30 protein-coding genes are annotated in these 22162 nt (G+C 62.3%); 14 read left to right on the top strand and 16 right to left on the bottom strand.

The window, feature by feature from the left end; genetic code table 11:
- Position 1 precedes the first annotated feature (1 nt).
- From AC1DLV_RS00915 to AC1DLV_RS00905, 3 genes are read right to left on the bottom strand one after another with little or no spacing between them, the layout of a single operon-like run.
- Complete coding sequence (locus AC1DLV_RS00915; protein WP_476800429.1) at positions 2-733, bottom strand: amino acid ABC transporter ATP-binding protein; 732 nt, start codon at positions 731-733, stop codon at positions 2-4.
- The gene (locus AC1DLV_RS00910; protein WP_476800430.1) at positions 733-1404 is read right to left on the bottom strand and encodes an amino acid ABC transporter permease; all 672 of its coding nucleotides are present in this window, start codon (positions 1402-1404) and stop codon (positions 733-735) included. The genes AC1DLV_RS00915 and AC1DLV_RS00910 overlap by 1 nt, the downstream gene beginning before the upstream one ends.
- Positions 1404-2075: an amino acid ABC transporter permease gene (locus AC1DLV_RS00905; RefSeq protein WP_476800431.1), complete on the bottom strand. Its 672-nt coding sequence runs from the start codon at positions 2073-2075 to the stop codon at positions 1404-1406. Before AC1DLV_RS00905 ends, AC1DLV_RS00910 begins: the two co-directional genes overlap by 1 nt.
- Positions 2076-2415: 340 nt before the next feature.
- On the opposite strand from AC1DLV_RS00905, the gene AC1DLV_RS00900 reads away from it, so the two are divergent.
- Positions 2416-3003 carry a transglutaminase-like cysteine peptidase gene (locus AC1DLV_RS00900; protein ID WP_476800432.1) on the top strand — a complete coding sequence of 196 codons (588 nt, stop codon included), beginning with the start codon at positions 2416-2418 and terminating at the stop codon, positions 3001-3003.
- A 9-nt stretch (positions 3004-3012) separates the two neighbouring features.
- Here AC1DLV_RS00900 and AC1DLV_RS00895 read toward each other — a convergent pair whose 3' ends face one another.
- The 3 genes from AC1DLV_RS00895 to nth all read right to left on the bottom strand — a co-directional run bounded on the left by AC1DLV_RS00895 (position 3013) and on the right by nth (position 4735).
- A complete protein-coding gene (locus tag AC1DLV_RS00895) occupies positions 3013-3546 on the bottom strand; it encodes a GNAT family N-acetyltransferase (protein ID WP_476800433.1) in 534 nt (177 codons plus the stop codon).
- 92 nt (positions 3547-3638) lie between these two features.
- Complete coding sequence (locus AC1DLV_RS00890; RefSeq protein ID WP_476800434.1) at positions 3639-3866, bottom strand: YdeI/OmpD-associated family protein; 228 nt, start codon at positions 3864-3866, stop codon at positions 3639-3641.
- 74 nt (positions 3867-3940) lie between these two features.
- Complete coding sequence (gene nth, locus AC1DLV_RS00885) at positions 3941-4735, bottom strand: endonuclease III (RefSeq protein ID WP_476800435.1); 795 nt, start codon at positions 4733-4735, stop codon at positions 3941-3943.
- 22 nt (positions 4736-4757) lie between these two features.
- Between nth and AC1DLV_RS00880 the strand changes: the two genes are divergently transcribed.
- The 4 genes from AC1DLV_RS00880 to AC1DLV_RS00865 all read left to right on the top strand — a co-directional run bounded on the left by AC1DLV_RS00880 (position 4758) and on the right by AC1DLV_RS00865 (position 7868).
- A complete protein-coding gene (locus AC1DLV_RS00880; RefSeq protein WP_476800436.1) occupies positions 4758-5252 on the top strand; it encodes a DUF2244 domain-containing protein in 495 nt (164 codons plus the stop codon).
- A gap of 62 nt (positions 5253-5314) precedes the next feature.
- Positions 5315-6208, top strand: a complete 894-nt coding sequence (locus AC1DLV_RS00875) for a methylated-DNA--[protein]-cysteine S-methyltransferase (protein ID WP_476800437.1) — start codon at positions 5315-5317, stop codon at positions 6206-6208.
- A 78-nt stretch (positions 6209-6286) separates the two neighbouring features.
- Positions 6287-7186, top strand: a complete 900-nt coding sequence (locus tag AC1DLV_RS00870) for a ribokinase (RefSeq protein WP_476800438.1) — start codon at positions 6287-6289, stop codon at positions 7184-7186.
- Between the two features lie 67 nt (positions 7187-7253).
- Positions 7254-7868: a LysE family translocator gene (locus AC1DLV_RS00865; protein ID WP_476788526.1), complete on the top strand. Its 615-nt coding sequence runs from the start codon at positions 7254-7256 to the stop codon at positions 7866-7868.
- A gap of 68 nt (positions 7869-7936) precedes the next feature.
- Here AC1DLV_RS00865 and AC1DLV_RS00860 read toward each other — a convergent pair whose 3' ends face one another.
- Entirely contained in the window at positions 7937-8878 is a 942-nt protein-coding gene (locus AC1DLV_RS00860; protein ID WP_476836093.1) for a nucleoside hydrolase, read from the bottom strand.
- Positions 8879-9008: 130 nt separating this feature from the next.
- Here AC1DLV_RS00860 and AC1DLV_RS00855 point away from each other — a divergent pair, with 130 nt between their 5' ends.
- Both AC1DLV_RS00855 and AC1DLV_RS00850 read left to right on the top strand, forming a co-directional pair.
- Positions 9009-9434 carry an Hsp20 family protein gene (locus tag AC1DLV_RS00855; protein ID WP_476800440.1) on the top strand — a complete coding sequence of 142 codons (426 nt, stop codon included), beginning with the start codon at positions 9009-9011 and terminating at the stop codon, positions 9432-9434.
- A gap of 62 nt (positions 9435-9496) precedes the next feature.
- Positions 9497-9754 (top strand): BQ00720 family protein, encoded by a 258-nt coding sequence (locus AC1DLV_RS00850; RefSeq protein ID WP_476782833.1) that lies wholly within the window; start codon positions 9497-9499, stop codon positions 9752-9754.
- Between the two features lie 115 nt (positions 9755-9869).
- Here AC1DLV_RS00850 and ptsN read toward each other — a convergent pair whose 3' ends face one another.
- The 6 genes from ptsN to lptC all read right to left on the bottom strand — a co-directional run bounded on the left by ptsN (position 9870) and on the right by lptC (position 15007).
- On the bottom strand, positions 9870-10334 hold the full coding sequence (gene ptsN / locus AC1DLV_RS00845) for a PTS IIA-like nitrogen regulatory protein PtsN (protein ID WP_476782832.1): 465 nt from the start codon (positions 10332-10334) through the stop codon (positions 9870-9872).
- Positions 10335-10400: 66 nt separating this feature from the next.
- Positions 10401-10985 (bottom strand): ribosome hibernation-promoting factor, HPF/YfiA family, encoded by a 585-nt coding sequence (hpf, locus tag AC1DLV_RS00840; protein ID WP_476782831.1) that lies wholly within the window; start codon positions 10983-10985, stop codon positions 10401-10403.
- A gap of 280 nt (positions 10986-11265) precedes the next feature.
- Positions 11266-12798: an RNA polymerase factor sigma-54 gene (rpoN, locus tag AC1DLV_RS00835; protein WP_476800441.1), complete on the bottom strand. Its 1533-nt coding sequence runs from the start codon at positions 12796-12798 to the stop codon at positions 11266-11268.
- A gap of 163 nt (positions 12799-12961) precedes the next feature.
- A complete protein-coding gene (gene lptB, locus AC1DLV_RS00830; protein WP_476782829.1) occupies positions 12962-13783 on the bottom strand; it encodes an LPS export ABC transporter ATP-binding protein in 822 nt (273 codons plus the stop codon).
- On the bottom strand, positions 13783-14364 hold the full coding sequence (locus AC1DLV_RS00825) for an LptA/OstA family protein (RefSeq protein WP_476800442.1): 582 nt from the start codon (positions 14362-14364) through the stop codon (positions 13783-13785). Before AC1DLV_RS00825 ends, lptB begins: the two co-directional genes overlap by 1 nt.
- The gene (lptC, locus tag AC1DLV_RS00820; protein WP_476836092.1) at positions 14333-15007 is read right to left on the bottom strand and encodes an LPS export ABC transporter periplasmic protein LptC; all 675 of its coding nucleotides are present in this window, start codon (positions 15005-15007) and stop codon (positions 14333-14335) included. Before lptC ends, AC1DLV_RS00825 begins: the two co-directional genes overlap by 32 nt.
- A 310-nt stretch (positions 15008-15317) precedes the next feature.
- Between lptC and sppA the strand changes: the two genes are divergently transcribed.
- Genes sppA through lhpI form a run of 4 tightly spaced genes read left to right on the top strand, consistent with a single transcriptional unit; the run spans position 15318 to position 17980 of the window.
- Positions 15318-16292, top strand: coding sequence for a signal peptide peptidase SppA (sppA, locus tag AC1DLV_RS00815; protein ID WP_476800444.1), 975 nt, complete (start codon positions 15318-15320; stop codon positions 16290-16292).
- A 42-nt stretch (positions 16293-16334) separates the two neighbouring features.
- Positions 16335-16619, top strand: coding sequence for an integration host factor subunit beta (locus AC1DLV_RS00810; RefSeq protein WP_055981346.1), 285 nt, complete (start codon positions 16335-16337; stop codon positions 16617-16619).
- A 43-nt stretch (positions 16620-16662) separates the two neighbouring features.
- Complete coding sequence (locus tag AC1DLV_RS00805; RefSeq protein WP_476800445.1) at positions 16663-16992, top strand: LapA family protein; 330 nt, start codon at positions 16663-16665, stop codon at positions 16990-16992.
- Positions 16993-17014: 22 nt separating this feature from the next.
- The gene (lhpI, locus tag AC1DLV_RS00800) at positions 17015-17980 is read left to right on the top strand and encodes a bifunctional Delta(1)-pyrroline-2-carboxylate/Delta(1)-piperideine-2-carboxylate reductase (protein WP_476800446.1); all 966 of its coding nucleotides are present in this window, start codon (positions 17015-17017) and stop codon (positions 17978-17980) included.
- Here the strand turns inward: lhpI and AC1DLV_RS00795 are convergent.
- The 3 genes from AC1DLV_RS00795 to AC1DLV_RS00785 form a co-directional block, all read right to left on the bottom strand.
- Positions 17970-18410, bottom strand: a complete 441-nt coding sequence (locus AC1DLV_RS00795) for an EVE domain-containing protein (protein ID WP_476800447.1) — start codon at positions 18408-18410, stop codon at positions 17970-17972. The two genes, lhpI and AC1DLV_RS00795, sit on opposite strands and share 11 nt — an antisense overlap.
- On the bottom strand, positions 18407-18793 hold the full coding sequence (locus tag AC1DLV_RS00790) for a VOC family protein (RefSeq protein ID WP_476800448.1): 387 nt from the start codon (positions 18791-18793) through the stop codon (positions 18407-18409). The genes AC1DLV_RS00795 and AC1DLV_RS00790 overlap by 4 nt, the downstream gene beginning before the upstream one ends.
- A 68-nt stretch (positions 18794-18861) precedes the next feature.
- On the bottom strand, positions 18862-19554 hold the full coding sequence (locus tag AC1DLV_RS00785) for a helix-turn-helix transcriptional regulator (RefSeq protein ID WP_476836091.1): 693 nt from the start codon (positions 19552-19554) through the stop codon (positions 18862-18864).
- Between the two features lie 146 nt (positions 19555-19700).
- Here AC1DLV_RS00785 and AC1DLV_RS00780 point away from each other — a divergent pair, with 146 nt between their 5' ends.
- Genes AC1DLV_RS00780 through lspA form a run of 3 tightly spaced genes read left to right on the top strand, consistent with a single transcriptional unit; the run spans position 19701 to position 22109 of the window.
- A complete protein-coding gene (locus tag AC1DLV_RS00780) occupies positions 19701-20771 on the top strand; it encodes an RsmD family RNA methyltransferase (protein ID WP_476800450.1) in 1071 nt (356 codons plus the stop codon).
- Positions 20768-21604, top strand: a complete 837-nt coding sequence (locus AC1DLV_RS00775) for a TrmH family RNA methyltransferase (RefSeq protein WP_476800451.1) — start codon at positions 20768-20770, stop codon at positions 21602-21604. Before AC1DLV_RS00780 ends, AC1DLV_RS00775 begins: the two co-directional genes overlap by 4 nt.
- A 13-nt stretch (positions 21605-21617) precedes the next feature.
- Positions 21618-22109 (top strand): signal peptidase II, encoded by a 492-nt coding sequence (gene lspA, locus AC1DLV_RS00770; RefSeq protein ID WP_476800452.1) that lies wholly within the window; start codon positions 21618-21620, stop codon positions 22107-22109.
- The last annotated feature ends 53 nt before the right edge of the window (positions 22110-22162 follow it).

Below are 22162 nucleotides of genomic sequence, written 5' to 3'. Positions count from 1 at the left end.
TTCAGTCTTTACGCATCTTGGAGAGGAATTGAGCCACGCGCGGCAGGGCCATGCCCTTGGCGGAGAAGAACTCCTCGGTCGGCAGGTCGGCGATGAGCACCCCCTTGTCGAGGAAGGCGATGCGCGAGGAGATGGAGCGCGCGAACTCGATCTCGTGGGTGACGAACACCATTGTCGTGCCAGTCTTGGCAAGCGCGGCCAGGATCGACAGAACCTCCGACGTCATTTCGGGATCGAGCGCGCTCGTTACTTCGTCGAGCAGGAGGTAACTCGGCTTCATGGCCAGCGCCCGGCAGATGCCGACGCGCTGGCGTTGGCCGCCGGAAAGCTGCGAGGGATAGGCGTCGGCGCGGTCGCTCAACCCGACAGAGTGCAGCAGTTCGCGCGCCTCGGCCTCAGCCTGCTTGCGCGGCACCTTGAGCACCTCGACCGGGGCGAGTGCCACGTTCTGCACCGCCGTCATGTGAGGGTAGAGGTTGAACAGCTGGAACACCGTGCCCGAACGCTTGCGCGCCTCGGACAGTTCGCGCGGCTTGGAGACATCGAACCCGTCGACCGTGATCTTGCCGGCGTCGATCTTCTCGAGGCCGTTGATGCAGCGGATTAGCGTCGACTTGCCGGAACCGCTGGAGCCTAGCACCGAGACGACCTCGCCCTGGCGGATTTCGAGATCGACGCCGTTGAGCACTGTCGCCGCGCCGAAGGATTTGCGCAGGCCCGATACGCTGATCATCAGAGACCTCTCCATGCCGTGTGCGCCCTGAGCCGCTTTTCGAAACGGCCTCCGGCGTAGGCGACCAGCTTTGCGGTCAGGTAGTAGAGCAAGCCTACGGCAGTCCAGACGAGGAACGGCTTGAGCGTGCGCAGGTTGAGGATGTTGCCGACCTTGGTCAGGTCCATGACGCCGATCACCGAGATCAGCGACGTGACCTGCAACTGGTTGACCAGGAGGCCCGTCAGCGGGCCGATGGCGAAGGCCGCCGCCTGCGGTGCGATCACCCGGCGCAGGGTCTGCCAGCGGGTCAGGCCAAAGACACGCGCGGCCTCGATCTGGTCGCGGCCGACGGATTCGATCGCCGACACCGCGATCACGTAGATGAAGGCGGCACTGTTGCCGGACAGCGTGATGACGGCGGCTTCGGTCGGCGTGACGTTGATCTTGAAGAAGGCAGGCAGGCCGAAGAACACCAAAAACAGCTGGACCAGCACCGGCGAATTCTTGAGCAGTTCTGCAAGGAAGGTGACGAGCTGCATCAGCACCGGCACCCGGTAGAAACGGATCACCGCCCAGATCGTACCGATGACAAGCCCGATCAGCGTGGTCGAAACGAACAGCGCCAGCGACACGCCAAGCCCTTGCAGCAGCAGGATTATGTCGAACGGCGTGAAATCCCCGTAGCGCATCAGACCGCTCCCTCAGACTGGTTGCGGTTGAGGTAGCGGTGCAGCACGCCGATGAGGATCGAAACGGTATAGGTCAGCGCGGCATAGGCGACCAACAGCACGAAATAGACCTCGAACGGCCTGAAGGTGTTGGACGCGACGATCTTGGCCGAGCCGGTCAGCTCGTTAAGCGTGATGGTCGACAGGATCGACGACGTCAGGATCAAGTTGATGAAGACCGAGCCTAGCGGCCGCACCGAGGCGCGGAGGGCGATCGGCAGAATGATCCGGCGGAAGATGGTGCTTTTCCTGAGACCGCTGACCTGCGCTGCCTCGATGATACCGGGGTCGATGGCCAGGATGCCCGAGCGGATGACATCGGAGGTAAAGGCGCCGCCGGCAACCGAAAGGGCGACCACGCCGGTGGTGAAGGCATCGATATAGATGCCGATCTCGGGCAGGCCGAAATAGAAGAAAAACAGCTGCACGATGAAGGGAATGTTGCGGAAGATATCGACATAGATCGCAGCGACCCTGTTGAGCAGCGGCGAGGCCGAAGTCCGCATAGCGCCAACGGCCAGGCCGAGCACAAGCGAGCCGATGACGGCAAGCGTGCAGGCCTGCAGCGTCAGCCACGCCCCCTCCAGCAAGAAGGGGATATGCTTCGCAAGGATCGACAGGTCGAACTTCAAGCGGCACATTTCCCAAAAGTGAAACCGGTTTCACTCTGCAAAACGACCAAGGCTATGTCAACGGTAGCAAGGCCTGTGTTTGAAGTTTTTCACACGCCGTCCCACATGGAATTCCAGCCTGTGTCAGCCGGTGCGCGCTCGCCCTTCGGGCGCCGCTCACAGTTTCCGAAACGACAACCGGCGCCAGCAAGGGGCACTCTCGCCGCCCTGCTTCAAGTCTTGTTTATGCAAGTTACAATTTGTTAAGCGTTGCGCCGCTTGCCGGTGCGATCACCACTTTAGCAATAGCTCATTTAGCAGTACCCATCATCCTTTAGGTTAAGAGCCGGGGTACAAAACCGTGAAACGTTATGCCGCGCTCATCGCACTTTCGGCCTCGTTCGCCAGCCCGCTTGCCGCCCAGGCTGGCACGACGATGGAAACCAGGGGCAATGCCTTCGCACCGCCCGCCTTTGCCTCGTTCTGCAGCCGCGAGCCCAGGCTATGCAGCACATCTGGCGGCAAAAAGGTCATCGCCTTGCAGCCCAGGCTCAACGCCGAACTGCAACAGGTCAACCGCTCGGTCAATTCACGCATCAAGGAGCGTAGCGACCTTGTCGCTGTCGGCAAGGACGATGACTGGCGCGTGCCAACCGCCTATGGGGATTGCGAAGATTTTGCCATCCTGAAGAAAAAGGAACTGCTGGCCCGTGGCTGGCCAGCATCAGCGCTGCTGCTCACCGTGGCGCGCTATCGCGGCCAAGGTCACACGGTCCTGACTGTGCGCACCAACGAAGGTGACCTCATCCTCGACAACATGACAAGCTCAGTGCGCGACTGGTCGAGCACGCCATACAGCTATTTTGCCCGCCAGGCGCAAGGCAACGGCCACCGCTGGGAACGTATCGGCAACGCCAGGCCGATCGTCTCTACGGCGAGCGGTAACTGATACCAAGACCTAGCTGTGGCGTTCGAGCAGGATCGTCGGCTCGCCATGATAGGTGGTGCGGTCGATCTCGCGGTAGCCATTCTTTTCGGCGACGCGCAGCGAAGCGCCGTTGACCGGATCGATGATGCAGACGGTGCGGCCGCTAAAGCGGCGGTCGCCCCAGGCCACGACGGCGCCCACCACCTCGCTCGCAATGCCTTTGCCATGCATGGCGGCGACAAATCCCCAACCAGCCTCGGGGATGCCTTCGATCGAAGGTTCGATTTCGCGCTTGAGGTCATGGAAGCCAGCCTCGCCGATGAAGCGGCCAGTGGCCTTTTCCTCGACCGCCCAGAAGCCATAGCCGATCAGCGACCAGGAGCCGGCATGGCGCAGGAAGCGCTGCCAGCTTTCCTCGCGCGTCCGCGGCTTGGCAATGAAACGCGTGACCACCGGATCGGCCCACATTTCGGCATAGGCATCGAAATCGGCCAGCCGGTGCGGCCTGAGAATGGTGCGTTCGGTCTCGATGACGGGAATATCAGCAAGGTCAAAAGTGGTCATCGGTCAGGCTCCATCCATCGTTGCCGGGGATGTAGCACAGCGCGACGGCCAAGCAGCAGGCCAGATCGACATTTCGGCATCCGCCAACAGGATCAGGCGCGCCAGACCATCCGCATGTAGACGCCGCCACGTTCAAGCTCGTCGAGCATCTGGTCAAGCCGCTTGCGGCGGGTCGCATCCAGCTTGGCGCGGCTGATCCAGCCGAGATAGTCGTTGCGCTGGTAGTCCGGCCGCGTCTCATAGGCTGCAAGCACGCGGCGCGAGACAAGCTCGCTACGAATCCAATCCGGCATTGAATTGATGTCACGGGTCAGTGCCATGGCTGAAATGTGCTTGGGAGCGGTTTGGCCGTCAATAGTGGCAGCGGCAATCTGCTGACAGGCCTGCCGCGCGACTACTGGGCCGCCACTTCGGCTTCGGCGACCTCGACCGGATCGAGTTCGTCCAACAAAACCAGAGGCGCGGGCTCGCTTGTCGACTTTTCCGGCGACTTGCAGATGTCGGCGATGACGCATCGCCAGCAATCGGGCTTGCGCGCCTTGCAGACATAACGGCCATGCAGGATCAGCCAGTGATGGGCATGCAGCATGAACTCGTCGGGGATGATCTTGACCAGGATCGCCTCGATCTGATCGGGCGTCTTGCCGGGCGCCAGCCCGATCCTGTTGCCGATGCGCAGGATATGGGTGTCGACCGCCATGGTATGGTGGCCGAAGGCCATGTTGAGCACGACATTTGCGGTCTTGCGGCCAACACCGGGCAGCTTGACGAGCATGTCGCGATCGTCGGGCACCTCGCCGCCATGGTCGCGGATCAGCGCCTCCGACAGGGCGATCACGTTCTTGGCCTTGTTGCGCCACAGCCCGATGGTGCGGATATGCTGGCCGACCGCCTCTTCGCCGAGAGCCAGCATCTTTTCAGGCGTATCGGCAATGGCGAAAAGCGCCCGCGTCGCCTTGTTGACGCCGGCGTCGGTCGCTTGCGCCGACAGCGCCACGGCGACCAGCAGCGTGAACGGATTGACGTGTTCCAATTCGCCTTTCGGCGCGGGCCGCTGTACCTGGAACCGGCGAAAGATCTCGCGGACTTCATCCGCAGAGTAAAGCGAACGGCGGCGCGGTGCGGCGCGCAGCTTCGGCTTGGTGGCCTGCGACGTCTTTGACGTATCTTTGGACTTGGGGTTTTTCATCACCTCTCTATAATTATCAGACATGAGCGAGACAAACGCCACTTTTGCTGCCGACGAGCCCTTCTTCAAGGCGCTTTTGCTGCCGCACCGGTCGCTTGGCCGCACCGGCTTCATGATCCTGATGGGCACGTTGATGTTCGGCTGGATCGTCACCGGCATCATCTTCCTGAGCTACGGCGCCTGGCCGATCTTCGGCTTCTTCGGCCTTGACGTCATCGGCCTCTACATCGCCTTCCGGCTCAACTATCGCGCGGCGCGTGCCCGCGAAGAAGTGAGCGTCTCCCGCACGAGCCTCGATATCCTCAAGACCGCGCCTTCCGGCAAATCGGAGCAGTATCATTTCAACCCGTTCTGGGCGCGTTTTGCCGTCTCCCGTCACGACGAGATCGGCATCACCGGCATGGCCGTGGTATCACGCGAAAAAAGCGTTCCCATCGGCAGCTTCCTCAATCCCGACGACCGCGAGAGCTTCGCCAAGGCTTTTTCGCGGGCTCTTGCAACCGCAAGGAGCAGATGAGCAGGAATCGGGTGGGAAATACCCACCGACAGCGCGATATTGGCGTCCAAGGAGACATGACCATGAACGCCCAGACGCAAACGAAGCCCATCGCCACGCTGCATCAGGACATCACGCCCGTCGGCTCGGAATACGAGACCGTGCGCCGGGTGATCGAAAAGATCAGCCTCGACTATCGCGACCAGCCTTCGCTCGAAACCCTGGCCGACGAAGTCGGCGAAACGCCGACCGGCTTGCAGAAGCTGTTCAGCCGCTGGGCCGGCCTGTCGCCAAAGGCCTTCCTGCAGGCGGTGACCCTCGATCACGCCCGCAAGCTGCTCGATGAAGGCCTGCCACTGCTCGAGACCTCCTTCGAGGTCGGCATGTCGGGGCCGGGGCGGCTCCATGACCTGTTCGTCACCCATGAGGCGATGTCGCCGGGCGACTACAAGACCCGAGGTGCCGGCCTTACCATCCGCTACGGCTTCCACATCTCGCCCTTTGGCGTGGCGCTCGTGATGGTCACCGACCGCGGGCTCGCCGGCCTGTCCTTCAACGATGCCGGCGAAGAACGCGCCGCCTTTGCCGACATGTCGGGCCGCTGGCCCAACGCCACCTATGTCGAAGACATGAGCGCGACAGCACCTTATGCCGCGCACATTTTCGATCCGACCCGCTGGCGGCAGGACCAGCCCCTGCGCGTGGTGATGATCGGCACCGACTTCCAGGTGCGGGTCTGGGAGGCGCTGCTCAAGATCCCGATGGGGCGGGCATGCACCTATTCGTCGATCGCCTCGGAAATCGGTTCGCCCAAGGCCAGCCGCGCTGTGGGTGCTGCCGTCGGCGCCAACCCGCTATCCTTCGTCGTGCCCTGCCACCGTGCGCTTGGAAAGTCCGGCGCGCTGACCGGCTACCACTGGGGCCTGACGCGCAAGCGTGCGATCCTGGGTTGGGAGGCCGGACAGGTCGCGGGCTGATGCGTCAAATGACAACGCACCATCTGGCAAGTGGGCGCGACACAGGTTAGTTTCCGGCCGATTTTTCAGGAGACTGCCGTGATCACCGTTGTCGGATCCATCAACCTCGACCTCATCGCAACCGTTGGCCGTCTTCCGGGTCCCGGCGAGACCGTTCCGGGCAGCGACTTCAAATCCGCGCCCGGCGGCAAGGGCGCCAACCAGGCGCTTGCGGCGGCGCGCGCCGGTGTTCCGGTGCGCATGGTGGGTGCGGTCGGCAAGGACGCCTTTGCCAGCGAAGCGACTGCCTATCTCAAGGACGGTGGTGTCGACCTTTCCGGCGTCGCCCATATCCAGGCGGCCACCGGCATCGCGCTGATCCTGGTCGGCGGCGACGGCGAGAACATGATCGCGGTGGTGCCGGGCGCCAATGGCTCGGTGGTGCCGGGCGACCTCGCCAAGGCTCAGTTCAAAAAGGGCGACATCGTCCTTCTCCAGCACGAGATACCGCTCGCGACCGTGGACGCGGCACTCGAGGCGGCACGCAAGGCAGGTGCTGTGACCATGCTCAACACAGCCCCCTTCCGTGCAGAAGCTGCAAGCTTCGTCGGCAAGGCTGACTATGTCGTTGCCAACGAAACCGAATTCGACCTCTACGCCGAGGCCCTGAGCCTTCCTGCCGGCGAGCGGCCGGAGCGCATGGGCGAATTTGCCCGCCGCACCGGCGCTACCGTCATCGTCACGCTCGGTGGCGAAGGCGTTCTGGCGGCAAAGGGCGACGAACTCGTCCATGTCGACGCGCTCAAGATCACGCCGGTCGACACGGTGGGTGCTGGCGACACCTTCTGCGGCTATCTCGCCGCCAGCCTGTCGACTGGGCTCGACCTCAAGGACGCGCTTCGGCGCGCGGCTGTGGCCGGATCGCTTGCTTGCTTGAAGCCCGGCGCACAGCCGGCAATCCCGCTGGCTGGCGAAGTGGACACGGCACTCAAGGGTTGATTTCCACCCTCTGGACACGCAAAAATTCTGCGTGCTTATTGTCGGGTGACCGCCGGAGGAACGGAAGATGTCGCTCGAACTCTACGCCGCCTATGTCGTTGCCTGCATCGTCATCGTGCTGATACCGGGGCCGACCGTCACGTTGATCATCGCTTCGAGCATCCGGCACGGTACGCGCGCCGGACTGCTCAACGCCGCCGGCACGCAGATCGGCGTCGCCATGATGATCGCCATTGTCGGCATCGGCCTCAACCAGATGATCGAGGCTATGGGCCACTGGTTCGAATGGGTCAGGCTTTTGGGCGCGGCCTACCTGATCTGGCTCGGCATCCAGATGTTCCGCTCGGGCGGCGAACTTGCCGCCGACGGTTTGCCCAAGCGGCCACGCGGCGGCTTTTTCCTGCAAGGCTTCCTGGTTGCCATCAGCAACCCCAAGACGCTGATCTTTTTCGGTGCCTTCATTCCGCAATTCATCGACCCGACGGCGAATTACGCCCAGCAGATCGTCATCATGGGTATCACAGCGATGGTGTTTGCCGCCCTGTCGGATTCCACCTATGCGGTGGCCGCCGGCCGTGCCGGAAAATTCCTGTCGGCCAAGCGCCTCAAGCTGATGACCCGTATCAGCGGGACGTTCCTTGTCGGCGGCGGGGTGTGGCTGGCGTTTTCTCGGGCGCGGTAGAACGTTTCGTCCAGCCACAAAACAAAAGGGGCGGCCACGTGCCGCCCCTTTCTGTTCAACACTTGCTCTCAGAGCCGGCCGAGGCGCTCGACCAGCAGCGCGAAGAAGCCGTCATGATCGATGTCGCGCATGACGGTGGCGTTCTTCGGGCGCTTGGTGACACCCCACCAGTCGACCACGGTCATGCCCATTGTCAGCTCCGACGCCGTCTCGACCGTCACGTTGCAGAACCGGCCCTGGAACAGTTCCGGCTTGATAAGGTAAGCAATGACGCACGGATCATGCAGCGGACCGCCGTCGGTACCGTACTTGCCCTCGTCGTAGCGCTCGAAGAATTCCAGCATCTGGGCGGTGGCGAGGCCAACCTTGGTGCCGAGCTGGCGGAAAGCGTCGATGCGCTTGGTCGTGGTCAGCGCCTTATGGGTGACGTCGAGCGGCATCATGACGATCGGCACGCCCGAGCGGAACACCACGTCGGCGGCATGCGGATCGACATAGATGTTGAACTCGGCCGAGGGCGTGACATTGCCGCCTTCAAAGAAACCGCCGCCCATCAGCACGATTTCCTTGATACGCGGCGCAATCTTCGGCTCGCGGATCATGGCGAGTGCGATGTTGGTCAGCGGGCCGAGCGGGCACAGCGTGACGGTGCCGGGTTCCTCGCGCATCAGCGTCTCGACGATGTAGTCGACAGCGTGCTGCTCCTCGAGCTTCATCGTGGGCTCGGGCAGTTCGGGGCCATTGAGGCCGGTCTTGCCGTGGACTTCCTCGGCGGTGACGAGTTCGCGGATCATCGGACGAATGGCGCCTGAGTAAACCTTGATCTCGGGGCGGCCGGCCAGTTCGCAGATCTTGCGGGCATTCTTCTCGGTCAGCTTCAGCGGCACATTGCCGGCGACGGCAGTGATTCCCAGGATATCCAGTTCGGGGCTTCCGAGCGCCAGCAATATGGCGACGGCATCGTCCTGACCGGGGTCGGTGTCGATGATAATCTTGCGCGGTATGGGCATTTTCTTTCCTTGTTGGGCAGGTTTTATGCAGTCTTGAAGTTGCCGACGCGGCGGACCATATCAACAACAGTCGGAAAAATGCCACCCGGGTTTTTCCACTTTATGTCGCTCTCGGAGGACAAGCTGTAACATGAGCCGTATGACGCCCTTTTCGAGCCCGCTTCTCTTGGGTTTCGACACGATGGAAAAGACGCTGGAGCGCCTTGCCAAATCGGGCGACAGCTATCCGCCCTACAACATCGAACGCATCAGAGATGGTGACGAACGAGGCGAAAGGTTGCGGATCACGCTTGCTGTGGCCGGGTTCGCCGAAAGCGATCTGGACGTCACCGTCGAGGAGAACCAGCTCATCGTGCGTGGCCGACAGAGCGACGACAAGGAGCGCGAGTTCCTGCATCGCGGCATCGCATCACGACAGTTCCAACGCTGCTTCGTGCTGGCTGACGGAATGCGGGTGATCGCGGCCGATCTGAAGAACGGTCTGCTCTCGGTCGATCTCGACCGCCCGGAAGCCGAACGGCTGGTACGGAAAATAAACATATCGGTAGCAGACTAAGAGCTACCGATGGCTCTCATGCGGGATGGCCGAATCGGCATCCTGGCTAGAAGGAGGCTGCAATGCCCAGTACTGACCAGAGACACACGATGACCACGGGCGAGCTCGCCCATCTCGGCGAAGGTTCCGTCGCCTATCTCAGGAAGGTATCCAGCGACGACCTGCGCGGCCGTTTCCCAGGCCTGACAGAGATCGATCCCGGCCTTGAGCTGTGGGCTTTGTTTGCCGCCAATGGCGAGCCGATCCTGCTGTCCGACGCTCGTGACCGTGCTCTTGCCGGTGCGATGGAAAACGATCTGACGACCGTCGCCATCCACTAACCCTTTGCGGATATCGGCTCCGATTCAGGCCGATGCGACAGGTGGCGAAACGGAAAAGGGCCGCAAATGCGGCCCTTGCCAAGCTTTTCCAAAAATCCCAAGCATCTACCAAACGTCAAGCGGCGTGCGAAGCTGGCGTCTCCGACAGAAGCGCCAGGATGGCGGACGCGTCGCGCGTGCCGCGAATCTTGGCCACGGTATCGGCATCGCGCAGGACACGCGCGATGCGCGACAGCGCCTTGAGATGATCGGCCCCGGCCCCTTCAGGGGCCAGCAGCAGGAAGACGAGATCGACCGGCTGGTCGTCCAGTGCCTCGAAGTCGACGGGCGTTTCCAAGCGCGCAAAGACGCCTGTGATGCGCTTAACGCCTGCGAGCTTTCCATGCGGGATGGCTATGCCATTGCCGACACCGGTCGAGCCGAGACGCTCGCGCTGAAGTATGGTGTCGAACACCTCCCGCTCGGGGATGCCGGAAATCGATGCGGCCCTTTCGGCGAGAAGTTGCAGAAGCTGCTTCTTCGAATTCGCCTTCAAGGCCGGCATGATCGCCGGTACCTCGATTAGATCACTCAGATCCATGCTGAAATTCCCTGTGCTGTGCTCACCGCCGCATTGCCCCAAAACCCCACATGCGGTCGACGGCGACTATCCCTGGGCGACCTTAGCGGTCGAGGGATCTATCCAGCCGATGTTTCCATCCGGCCGGCGGTAGACGATGTTGAGTTGCTCGTTGCCGGCATTGCGGAAGACGACAACGGGGCTGTCTTTGGTATCGAGCTCGATGACGGCGGACGCCACCGACATGGTTTTCAGCACCATCGTCGATTCAGCAACGATGGCGGGTGCGAAATCCTCGGGCACATCCTCGTCGTCGTCGACAAGCGGTGCGACCACTGAATAGGCGATATCGGTCAATTCACCGTTGCCGGCACCCAGATTGTGCGACTTGAGCCGGCGCTTGTAGCGCCGCAGGCGGGTTTCTAGCTTGTCGGCTGCCGCTTCGAACGCGGCAGTCGGCTCCTGGGCCTCGCCGGTGGCTTGCAACGACATGCCCGAATCGAGCCGCACCACGCAATCGGCGGTGTAGCGCGAGCCGGCCTTCACGACGTTGACGTGTCCTGAGAAGCCGCGATCGAAGTATTTTCCGATCGCTTCGCCGATACGGCCTTCGATACGCGTACGAAACGCATCGCCGACATCCATGTGTTTTCCAGAAATACGCAGGCTCATCTGAAAACTGACCTTTTCTGTTCAGACTTCAAACCAGTCCGAGTTTATACCCGTGGCCGATGCAAACAAGCGTTGGCTCGCCTGTCGCACCGATTTTAAGTCCGAACCTGTCGGCTGATCTTGGGCCACCCACCGGCAGCCTATGGCTCGTATCACAAGCCACCTCGTGCCGCATCTTTCTTTGGCGGGCTTAGCCCTCTTCATGCGGGCGGGCTTCTAGACACTTCATTAGGGATTGTCAATCAAGAGCCAGAAAGGCCACAATTCCGTGGGTTTCGCCCTAGCTGGCGCTGCCCGCGATCGCGCGCTTTTCGCGCCGGCGCTGCACCGACGAGGCGATGTTCATGCCTTCGCGATATTTGGCGACGGTGCGCCGGGCGATGTCGACGCCACTTTTCTTCAGGATATCCACAATGGCATCGTCTGACAGCACGTCTGCGGCCTGTTCTTCCTCGATCATCTGCCGGATGCGGTCACGCACGGCTTCCGACGAATGCGCGTCACCACCTTCGGCAGAAGCGATCGAAGCGGTGAAAAAGTAGCGCAGTTCAAACACCCCGCGCGTCGTCAGCATGTATTTGTTGGCGGTGACGCGGCTCACCGTCGATTCATGCATGCCGATGGCATCGGCCACGGTGCGCAGGTTGAGCGGCCTGAGATGGCGCACGCCGTGGACCAGGAAGGCATCCTGCTGGCGCACGATCTCCGAGGCGACCTTGAGGATCGTCTTGGCGCGCTGGTCGAGGCTACGCGTCAGCCAGTTGGCGTTCTGCAGGCACTCGCTGAGGAAATTGCGCTCCGAGGCATTCTTGGTCCGCCCGGTCACCTCGGCAAAATAGACCTGGTCGACGAGCACGCGCGGCAAGGTTTCGGGATTGAGTTCCACCGCCCAACTGCCGTCGGCGGCCTGGCGCACCTCGACATCGGGCACGATGGTATCGGCAGCGCCCCCGGCAAAGGCGCCGCCGGGCCGCGGATCGAGCGCGCGGATCTCTGCCAGCATGGCGAGCAGATCCTCCTCATCGACGCCGCAGATGCGCTTGAGGCTGACGAAATCGCGCCTGGCCAGAAGGTCAAGATTGTCGATGAGTGCCGCCATCGCCGGGTCGAGCCGGTCACGGCGCGCAAGCTGGATACGCAGGCACTCGGCAAGGTCACGAGCGAAAAGCCCAGCCGGATCAAAGCCCTGGCAACCCGCAAGCACCCTGAGCACAAATTCCTCGTCGACACCGAACCGCGTGGCAATCTCGCCTGTATCGCCACGGAAATAGCCGGCTTCGTCGAGCCAGTCGGTCAATTCGGAAGCCACGAGCCGCTCGGCTGGATCGACAAAGGCAAAGGAAATCTGCTCGCCGACATGGTCGCGCAGCGTGATGGCGGCCGCTGCCATGTCCTCCATGTCGAAACCTTCGGACGCACCGCCCGAGCTTGAGCCCGGAGACGACGACTTCCATTGCATGGCAAGGTCTGGCCCCATGCGCTCGACAGCGCCGGGATCGTCGGGAAACAGGTTTTCAAGCGAAGTGTCGAGCTTGTCGGAGATTGCCTCCGAGCTCCATCCTGACTCGGCCTCGAACCAGTCCTCGCTGGCGGTTTCGTTGGCCTCGCTGGGTGTTTCGATCTTCGGAAACGGGTCGGGAGCGTCTTCAGGCGCATCCACCCGCTCCAGCAGGGGATTGCGCTCGATCTCGTCATCAATGAAGCGTTCGAGCTCGGTGTGGGTGAACTGCAGCAGCCTGATCGACTGCATCAGTTGTGGCGTCATCACAAGGGACTGCGACTGCCGTAGCTGTAATTTCGCCGACAGCGCCATAGACTGTTGTGACCCGATCCCGATTCAAGGCGGCCGAATGCCGGCGCCTGCCAGCTGCGATAAAACTGGCCCGGCTTTTGCATGTCAAGCAGATTGGGGTTTTGGCAGAGCTATTGCCAATGCGTCAGCCGGCAGCATTGCGCGCCGGCTGCACATCCAGCGATCAGAGCGTGAAGCCCTCGCCGAGATAAAGACGGCGGACATCGGGGTTGGCGACGACCTCGTCGGCGCGGCCGTGGGTCAAAACCTCGCCGGCATGGATGATATAGGCGCGGTCGATCAGGCCAAGCGTTTCGCGCACATTGTGGTCGGTGATCAACACGCCAATGCCGCGCTTGGTCAAATGCCGGACAAGCTGCTGGATGTCGGCGACGGCGATCGGGTCGATGCCGGCGAAGGGTTCGTCGAGCAGCATGTAGTTGGGCCGGCTGGCCAGCGCGCGCGCGATTTCGAGACGCCGCCGCTCGCCGCCTGACAGCGCGATGGCCGGCGCCTTGCGCAGATGGCTGATGTGGAATTCCTCAAGCAACGCATCGAGCGACTTCTCGCGCTCCTTGCGGCTCTTTTCGACCACTTCGAGAATGGCGCGGATGTTGTTTTCGACCGAAAGGCCACGGAAGATGGAGGCTTCCTGCGGCAAATAGCCGATGCCGAGACGGGCGCGGCGGTACATGGGCATCGCGGTCACGTCGAAGCCATCGATCTCGATGGTGCCCTGATCGACCGGCACAAGCCCCGTGACCATGTAGAAGCAGGTCGTCTTGCCAGCGCCGTTGGGACCAAGCAGGCCCACGGCCTCGCCGGCGCGCACGCCAAGCGTCACGCCGGAGACTACCTGCCTGCCCTTGTAGCTCTTGGTCAGGCCCTTGGCGATCAGCGTACCCTTGAACTTACCGTTCTTGGCACCGCCAGTTATCGCGGGCGCGGCAAGCTTTTGCGCCGAGCCGGGCTTCAGACGCGACAACAACCGGGATAGTTCAGTCATTATTTCTTCTGCGAACTCGGCGTAATCGACATTATGACGCGACCATTGCTGTTGGTGCCCTTGGTGCAGCCGTCGACCTGCGCGAGGCCGGTCTTCATCTGCACGGTAAGCTTGCAGCCAACCAAAACGTTGTCGCCTTCCGACAAAACGACTTCCTTGCCGGACATCACCAGCACCTCGGTCTTCATGTCGAATGTGCCGCGGTCGCCGGTGGCAACCTGGTTGTCGGATTTCACATAGACCTTGTCATCGACTTCAAGCCGATCGATCTTGGCGGAGCCGGTGGCTGCCGAACCGCCGTCCTTGGCGTAATAGACCGTCATCTTGCCTGACTTCATCAGCGTCGGTCCCTGGGTGACGTTGACGTTGCCGGTGAAGATCGCGAGGTTTTCCGATTCGCGAACCTCGAGCTTGTCGCTCTCGATCTGGATCGGCTGGTCGCCGGAGAGCTTGAGGCCCGAAAGCCTGCTCTGGCTGTCCTGCGCAAAAGCGCCGGCGGTGCAAAGCACGACACCCGCGCATGTTAACGCGGCCAACGACCGCCAAGACCTAATTTGCCGCACTCCCGCCTCCGCTATCATTCTGCGCCGCCTTCAATCGCGCAGGATCGATGTCCATGCGCACCCTCTTCTCAAAGACGACAACCTTGCCGTTATCGAGCATCGACATCGAATCGGACGTGATCTTCGAACCGTCAAGGCTTATTTCAACCGGTTCGGTAGTCTTCATCTCGCCGCTTCCCATATCGAGATACGCCGATTTGAGCTTGGCGACCATACCGTCACTGGTCTTTACTGTGACCTGATCCGTCAGATTGAGGGTATTGCCCGTGCGATCATAGATACCACGCGCCGCAATGACCTCGGCAACATTCTCGCCAGTGATCGGCAGCTTGGCATCAATGCCAAGCAATTCGACCACGCCCTGGTTAGAGGGATCTTGCACGGCGCGGTCAGCCGTCATCGAATAGGGCAGATTGGTTCGGGTGAAGCCGCTGAGCTGAGGCTTGGCCATCACCAGCTTGCCTTCGGAGAAGGCAGCACCTTCCGCCTTGACCTGGAAGGAAGGCGGTGCGGCGAGATAAGAATAGCCGCCGAACAGCAAAGCAAGCGCCACCGCCGCCAGCGGCAAAACGCGCTTGAGCAAGCGCACGCGGCGCGAATGGCGCGACGCGAGGTCGAAGGCATCACCACGCGAGGTTGCAAGCGCAATTGCGGAATCCACCGCAACGCCGCCTCCGCCGCCACTCGTATCGATCGGTCGCGCCAACGCAAATGTCCTTTTTCGAACTATCTAGGCCGTGTTCAGGCCGGCACGGTGAAGCGGATGAAAGCCACGAAAATATGACCACAAGGTCAAACAACTGCCGCCGAACGTACACGCCCCGCGCGTCCAGCAGCCGAAAAGCAAACCCCAATATGGCTATTTACATTACAAATCCAAGGTCCCGCAACGGTAGGTGCGTCAGGAAAGCGGTGGCTCTCGCCAAAGCGTTGCGATAAAAGCGCAAGCCTCACAGCATGCGAGGCACGCCATGTCCATGAAAGCCGACGATCTCATCGACCGACGCCGGTTGCGGCGCAAAGTGACTTTCTGGCGCGTTGTCGCCTTTGTCATTGCGGCACTGGCCATTGTCGGCCTGTCGACCTGGCTTGCCGGCGAGCGGATTCCCGGCGTCACCAGTGACCATATCGCCAAGATCAGGGTCGACGGCACGATCACCGAGGACGAGGAGCTGCTCAAGCGCATCGACGACGTCCGCAAGTCGGCCGCGGTCAAGGGCGTGATCCTGTCGATCGATTCGCCCGGCGGCACCACCGCCGGCGGCGAAGCGATCTTCGATGCCGTGCGCAAGCTTGCCGCCGAAAAGCCCGTCGTCACCCAGGTCGGCACGCTGGCTGCTTCGGCCGGCTACATGATCGCCACGGCTACCGACCACATCGTGGCACGCAAGTCCTCCATCGTCGGCTCGATCGGCGTTCTTGTGCAATATCCTGACCTGACGGGCCTGATGGACAAGATTGGCGTCAAGCTCGAAGAGGTGAAGTCATCGCCGCTGAAGGCCGCGCCCTCGCCGTTCAAGCCCACGACTGAAGAAGAACGCGCGATGGTCCGCAACATGATCATGGACAGCTATGACTGGTTCGTCGGCATCGTCGCCGATCGCCGCTCATTGTCCAAGGCCGAAGCCACCGCCCTTGCCGACGGCAGGGTCTTCACCGGGCGGCAGGCGCTGACCAACAAGCTGATCGACGAGGTCGGCGGCGAAGATCAGGCCATCGCCTGGCTCGGCACCAAGGGCGTTGACACCAAGTTGTCGGTGGTGGAGTGGAAGCCGGCGCGCAGTGGCAGCTTCTTCTTGCCGACAGCACTTGCCCAGGCGCTGGGCCGCGCCCTCGGCGCTGGCGACCTTTCGTCGGAACTGCTCAAGGAAATGGGCGCCGACCGCTTGTTCCTTGACGGTATGCTGTCGCTCTGGCAGGCTGAAAAAGCCGTGTCAGGCGGCTGAAAAACAAATAAAATCATCACCATCACGACGGGGACCGCGCATATGATCAAGTCTGAACTGGTGCAAATTATTGCAACACGCAATCCGCATCTTTTCCTGCGGGATGTCGAGAACATCGTCAGCGCCATTTTCGACGAAATCACCGATGCGCTTGCCGACGGCAATCGTGTCGAACTGCGCGGCTTTGGGGCATTTTCGGTGAAGAACCGCCCCGCCCGCACCGGCCGCAACCCGCGCACCGGCGAATCCGTCGAGGTCGAAGAAAAGTGGGTGCCGTTCTTCAAGACCGGCAAGGAGCTGCGCGAGCGGCTGAACTCCGCGAAATAGGCCGGCGAGCGGCCAAACGGCGGGGCTTTAAACGGGAATATCCATGTTCAATCGCTTCATGCTCATCGTCGTCTTCGTGCCGGTGGCAATCGTGCTCATCGCGCTTGCCGTCGCCAACCGTGCCGCCACCGCATTCACGCTCGACCCGTTCAACCCGGGCAATCCCGCACTGACCATCCAGGCGCCGCTGTTCGTGCTGCTGTTTGCAGCGCTGGCGCTCGGCGTGATCCTGGGCGGCGCCGTGACATGGCTCAAGCAGGGCCGCTACCGCAAGGTGGCGCGCCAGCGCGGGCTCGAAGCCGAGAGCCTGCGCCAGGCAGCGGCCCAGCGGCCGCCAGTCGCGCAGGGCCCTGCCTTGCCGCGCCCCAACTAGATAAGCCATCAGGGAGAATTCAATGCTGCAATTTTCGGCCGATGACATCGACCGGGCGCTGACTTTTCCCGGCTTGGTCGAGACATTGCGCACCGCCTTCCGCGAACGCGCGGTGCAGCCGCTTCGACATCACCACACGGTCGAGCGTGCCCAAGGCACGGATTCGACCTTGCTATTGATGCCGGCCTGGACCGACTTCAAGGCTGCGGGTGCAGGAACCGACGGGCATATCGGGGTCAAGATCGTTACTGTCTCGCCCGACAACAACAATATCGCCAAACCGGCGGTCGTTGGCGTCTATCTCCTGCTCAACGGCGTCACCGGCGAGCCGCAGGCGTTGATGGACGGCCCACGCCTGACGCAATGGCGCACGGCCTGTGCCTCGGCACTCGCGGCCTCCTATCTGGCACGCGAAGATGCTTCGAAATTGCTGGTGATCGGAGCCGGTGCGCAGTGCAAGTTCCTCGCCCGCGCGCATGCCGCCGTGCGGCCGATGAAGCAGATCCGCATCTGGAACCGCACAATCGCCAACGCCGAAACGCTGGCAGCTTCGCTGCGCGGCGAAGGTTTTGAGGCAACCGCCGTTTCCGACCTCGATGCCGAGCTTGGCTGGGCCGACATCGTTACCGCCGGCACGATCTCGACCGTCCCGTTGGTCAAGGGCGCGATGCTGAAGCCTGGTTGCCACGTCGATCTCGTCGGCGGCTTCACGCCTGGCATGCGCGAGGCGGACGACGCAGCGATCAGCAGGGCACGCGTCTATGTCGACACCCGCGCGGGTGCGACCAAGGAAGCCGGCGACATCGTCCAGCCGATTGCATCAGGGGTTCTCAAGGCGGAAAACATTGTCGCCGACCTGCATGAACTCGCCCGCGGCCAAAAGCCCGCCCGCCAGTCGTCGGACGAGATCACCCTGTTCAAGTCGGTGGGTGCGGCACTTGAAGACCTGGCTGCCGGCATCGCCGTCTACAAGGCGCTCAAGCGATAGCGTTGAGATACATCTCCGCGCCCATGGCTTCCGCGATCAGGCGGAAATCGTGTTCGCTGAGCGGGCAAAGTCCAAGGCGAAGCTGATAACCCCAGCTGCGGGTGGCGGTGAAATCGAGCCGGTCAAGCAGCGTTGCGACCGGTGTCTCGTTCGAAGCCGCCCAGTCGACATTGCGCCGAAACGGGCAGAACCCGCCCCCCATGTCGAACTGGTAGGGATCGCCCTCCCGCACCCGGCCTATAGCCGTGAAGGCGCGCAGGCCGTCCTTGCCGCCCATCACAGTTGAGGGCGAATAGTAGACGACACCGTCGCCCGTAGCGATGCGGCGCAAAGGTGCCGCCTTGCCGTGGCAGACCTGCATGAAGCCGCCGGCACGGCCACGCCTGACATGGTCGGCCGAAGCGACAGCGAGCCAGTTGCCGGTGCTCATGACTGCGTGACCGCCGCTTCGTCGAGGCAATAGACGCGCAGGCGATGATTGTCGGGGTCGAGCGCGACAAAGCTGCGGCCGAAATCCATATCGGTCGGAGCCTGGAGGATTTTCAGCCCACGCCCAGCCCATTCTGCATGGGTTGGGTTCACCGCATCCGGCGTGTCGAGGGCAAAGACGATCTCGGCACCGCCACCTACTGCTGCTGCCGCCGGTTCCACCGTGTGGCGCGACCACAGGCCGAGCTTGAAGCCGCCATCGAGCACTAACATGACGAACGTCGGCGACGCTTCGACCGGCTCGCGACCGAGCAGCTTGCTATAGAACGCACCGCTCTTCTGCGGCTGGTCGACATAGAGGATGATGAAATTGGGAGTGTGCATTTTATCTCTCCAGCGGTTTCGATTTGGAGAGCATAGATCGTACCACTGTCAGATTCTGGCAGTAGCGATCACGGCCTTCTCTGCATGTCGAGTGTTGCCCGCCACTCCTTGAGCATCGCCTGCCGTCGTCTGGGATAGCGCGTGTCGGTGGCGTTGAGATCGGAAATGCGGTCGGCGCGGAAATGCCTGAAATCCTGGCGCATCTCGCACCACGCCACCATCACCCGGACCTTGTCGAAAAACGCAAGCGCAAACGGCCAGACGATGCGCCGCGACAATGAACCATTGCCGTCCTCATAGGTCATCTCGACCTTGCGCTCGGCGCGCATCGCCTTGCGGATAATGCCAAGATCGACGCTTTCGCGGCTCGACGCTTGGCTGGGGCCAACCAGAAGCGTGGTCGCATCGAGTTCCTCGCGCAGATCCTCGGGCAGCACGGCGGCGATCTTGGCCAGCGCATCGGCGGCCGCCGCCGACAGGCGCATATCCGGTTGCTTGGCAACCCAGCGCGAACCAAGCACGATCGCTTCGATCTCCTCGTCGGTGAACATCAGCGGCGGCAGCATGAAGCCGGGCTTCAGCACATAACCGATCCCCGGCTCGCCCTCGATCGGCGCGCCCTGCCCCTGCAGCGTGGCGATGTCGCGATAGAGCGTGCGGATCGACACGTCGAGCTCACTGGCCAAGGTCAGCCCGTTCACCGGCCGGCGATGGCGGCGTAGGATCTGGATGAGGTCGAAAAGGCGTTCGGAGCGCGACATGATTCTTGTTTCATCCTGGGCAGAGCACGATAGAGCCCTGCCGCGATCGCCGAAAGGCCATGCGCCGGCGTGGCGCGACATCCGCTGCGGTTGCGGAGTTCTGGGCCGTATGCCAAAAGCGGCCAACAGCCCGGAGATACAATTTCTTGAAGCACCCGCGTGACAAGCGCCGCGACAGCAGCCGGCCTCAGCCGCCCCGCAAGGGTGCCGCAGCGCCCGCGCCAACGCGCGCCCGTGAAGAGCAGCGCCCTGCTCCCAGGCAGGAGACGGCTCCAGAGCCAAGGGCCGAGCCGCGCAAGCTTGTTCGTCGCGAAGGCGCCCTGCCCGCAGAACGCCTGCCGCTGATCCTCGAAGTCGTGCCCAATGACGACTATGCGCTGCTCGACAGCGGCGCGGGCCTCAAGCTCGAACAATATGGCCCCTACAGGATCGTGCGGCCCGAGGGACAGGCGATCTGGCAACCGGCTCTGCCTTCCAGGCAGTGGGAAAACGCCGACGCGGTGTTCACCGGCGACACCGACGAAGAAGGCCTTGGCCGCTGGCGTTTCCCAAAGATGCCGCTCGGCGAAACCTGGCCGATGCGCCATGACGGGCTGCACTATCAGGGCCGCTTCACCTCGTTCCGCCATGTCGGGGTGTTTCCCGAACAGGCGACGCACTGGGATCACATGGCCCGGCTGATCGAGGACGCCAAGCGCCCGGTCAAGGTGCTCAACCTGTTTGGCTATACAGGGCTTGCCTCGCTGGTCGCCGCGCGCGCCGGTGCGGAGGTCACCCATGTCGACGCCTCGAAAAAGGCCATCGCCTGGGCACGCGAGAACCAGGAAATGGCCGGTCTCGCCAACAAGCCGATCCGCTGGATCTGCGACGACGCAATGAAGTTCGCCGAGCGCGAGGAGCGTCGCGGCAGCCGCTACGACATCATCCTGTTCGACCCGCCGGCCTATGGCCGTGGCCCCAAGGGCGAAGTCTGGCAATTGTTCGAACATCTGCCTGCGCTGACCGACATCTGCCGCTCGATCCTGACGCCCAAGCCGCTGGCCATGGTTCTGACCGCCTATTCGATCCGTGCCTCGTTCTTCGCCATCCATGCCTTGATGCGCGACACCTTTGCCGGCATGGGCGGCACCATCGAATCGGGCGAGCTGATCATCCGCGAGAAGTCGGCGGGACGTGCGCTTTCGACTTCCCTCTTTTCGCGCTGGGTGGCCAAATGAGCGAACACCGCATCGGAGCGCCGGGACGCGTCAAGGAAGTGACGAGCCTGGCCAATCCGCTGGTCAAGGACATCAAGGCGCTGGCGCAGAAGAAATTCCGCGACCAGCAGAACGCCTTCATCGCCGAGGGGCTGAAGCTCGTCATTGATGCGCTCGATCTAGGCTGGACGATCAAGACACTGATCTTCGCCAAGTCCGCTCTCGGCAATGCTGCCGTGGAGAAGGTCGCGGCGCGAACGGTCGCCTTGGGCGGCGACGTGCTTGAAGTCTCGGAAAAAGTGCTGACGGCCATCACCCGCCGCGACAATCCGCAGGCGGTCGTCGGTGTCTTCAGCCAGCGTTTCGTGCCGCTCAAGGACGTTCGCCCTAGAGGTAACGACGTCTGGGTGGCGCTCGACCGCGTGCGCGATCCCGGCAATCTCGGCACCGTCATCCGCACCGTCGATGCGGTCGGCGCCAAGGGCATCATCCTCGTTGGCGAGACAACCGATCCGTTCTCGCTCGAAACCGTCCGCGCCACCATGGGCTCGATTTTCGCGGTGCCCGTCGCCAAGACCAATCCTGAGGCGTTTCTTGCCTGGCGCAAGGACTTTGCCGGCACCGTCGCCGGAACGCATCTCAAGGGTGCTGTCGATTACCGCTCGGTCGATTTCGGCAACCGCCCGGTTCTGTTGATGATGGGCAACGAGCAGCAGGGCCTGCCCGACAATCTCGCCGATGCCTGCGACAAGCTTTTGCGCATCCCGCAAGCCGGCCGTGCCGATTCGCTCAATCTTGCGGTCGCCACCGGCGTCATGCTGTTTGAGATCCGGCGCAACGCGCTCACACTTTAGGAGACGGCGCCCCGTGAAGTCAGCAGCATTCTACGGCGTTGTAACGGCATTGGCCGTAGCGCTCGATCAGTGGATCAAAATTCTCGTCGAAGCCAATCTCGTCATGCACGAGAAGGTCGATATGCTGCCCTTCCTGGCGCTTTACCGCACCTACAACACCGGCATCGCCTTTTCGATGTTCTCCAGCGTCGGCGACACCGGCCTCATCGCGCTGACCGCGATCGTCGTGGCTTTCGTGACTTTTCTGGCAATCCGCACGACGCCGGCGCAAGCCATCTCACGCTTTGGCTTTGCGCTGATCGTCGGCGGCGCGCTCGGCAATCTCATCGACCGCACCGTCTACGGTCACGTCATCGACTACATCTTGTTCCACACGCCGGTGTGGTCCTTCGCCATCTTCAACCTCGCCGACGTTTTCATCTCGGTCGGTGCGGCCTTGGTGGTGCTCGACGAGTTCCTGGCCTGGCGGCGCAGCCGCAGCGAACCGGTAGCCTCCGACGAGTGAGTTCGTCCGGCACGCTTCAAGTTACAATACGAGTTGTGACAGTGTCGTGAAGT

This window comes from Aminobacter sp. 01T433, assembly GCF_056398585.1.
This window is presented reverse-complemented; position numbering and strand designations above follow the sequence as displayed.

Coding starts and splice junctions, on each gene's coding strand:
- AC1DLV_RS00875 (WP_476800437.1), top strand. CDS start 5,315: ATGAACGCCCAGACGCAAACGAAGCCCATCGCCACGCTGCATCAGGAC.
- rpoN (WP_476800441.1), bottom strand. CDS start 12,798: ATGGCGCTGTCGGCGAAATTACAGCTACGGCAGTCGCAGTCCCTTGTG.
- AC1DLV_RS00785 (WP_476836091.1), bottom strand. CDS start 19,554: ATGTCGCGCTCCGAACGCCTTTTCGACCTCATCCAGATCCTACGCCGC.
- AC1DLV_RS00825 (WP_476800442.1), bottom strand. CDS start 14,364: ATGATAGCGGAGGCGGGAGTGCGGCAAATTAGGTCTTGGCGGTCGTTG.
- AC1DLV_RS00850 (WP_476782833.1), top strand. CDS start 9,497: ATGCCCAGTACTGACCAGAGACACACGATGACCACGGGCGAGCTCGCC.
- AC1DLV_RS00880 (WP_476800436.1), top strand. CDS start 4,758: ATGAGCGAGACAAACGCCACTTTTGCTGCCGACGAGCCCTTCTTCAAG.
- AC1DLV_RS00890 (WP_476800434.1), bottom strand. CDS start 3,866: ATGGCACTGACCCGTGACATCAATTCAATGCCGGATTGGATTCGTAGC.
- AC1DLV_RS00865 (WP_476788526.1), top strand. CDS start 7,254: ATGTCGCTCGAACTCTACGCCGCCTATGTCGTTGCCTGCATCGTCATC.
- AC1DLV_RS00790 (WP_476800448.1), bottom strand. CDS start 18,793: ATGCACACTCCCAATTTCATCATCCTCTATGTCGACCAGCCGCAGAAG.
- AC1DLV_RS00860 (WP_476836093.1), bottom strand. CDS start 8,878: ATGCCCATACCGCGCAAGATTATCATCGACACCGACCCCGGTCAGGAC.
- nth (WP_476800435.1), bottom strand. CDS start 4,735: ATGAAAAACCCCAAGTCCAAAGATACGTCAAAGACGTCGCAGGCCACC.
- AC1DLV_RS00910 (WP_476800430.1), bottom strand. CDS start 1,404: ATGCGCTACGGGGATTTCACGCCGTTCGACATAATCCTGCTGCTGCAA.
- AC1DLV_RS00775 (WP_476800451.1), top strand. CDS start 20,768: ATGAGCGAACACCGCATCGGAGCGCCGGGACGCGTCAAGGAAGTGACG.
- AC1DLV_RS00895 (WP_476800433.1), bottom strand. CDS start 3,546: ATGACCACTTTTGACCTTGCTGATATTCCCGTCATCGAGACCGAACGC.
- ptsN (WP_476782832.1), bottom strand. CDS start 10,334: ATGGATCTGAGTGATCTAATCGAGGTACCGGCGATCATGCCGGCCTTG.
- lhpI (WP_476800446.1), top strand. CDS start 17,015: ATGCTGCAATTTTCGGCCGATGACATCGACCGGGCGCTGACTTTTCCC.
- AC1DLV_RS00855 (WP_476800440.1), top strand. CDS start 9,009: ATGAGCCGTATGACGCCCTTTTCGAGCCCGCTTCTCTTGGGTTTCGAC.
- AC1DLV_RS00915 (WP_476800429.1), bottom strand. CDS start 733: ATGATCAGCGTATCGGGCCTGCGCAAATCCTTCGGCGCGGCGACAGTG.
- hpf (WP_476782831.1), bottom strand. CDS start 10,985: ATGAGCCTGCGTATTTCTGGAAAACACATGGATGTCGGCGATGCGTTT.
- AC1DLV_RS00810 (WP_055981346.1), top strand. CDS start 16,335: ATGATCAAGTCTGAACTGGTGCAAATTATTGCAACACGCAATCCGCAT.
- sppA (WP_476800444.1), top strand. CDS start 15,318: ATGTCCATGAAAGCCGACGATCTCATCGACCGACGCCGGTTGCGGCGC.
- AC1DLV_RS00805 (WP_476800445.1), top strand. CDS start 16,663: ATGTTCAATCGCTTCATGCTCATCGTCGTCTTCGTGCCGGTGGCAATC.
- lptB (WP_476782829.1), bottom strand. CDS start 13,783: ATGACTGAACTATCCCGGTTGTTGTCGCGTCTGAAGCCCGGCTCGGCG.
- AC1DLV_RS00795 (WP_476800447.1), bottom strand. CDS start 18,410: ATGAGCACCGGCAACTGGCTCGCTGTCGCTTCGGCCGACCATGTCAGG.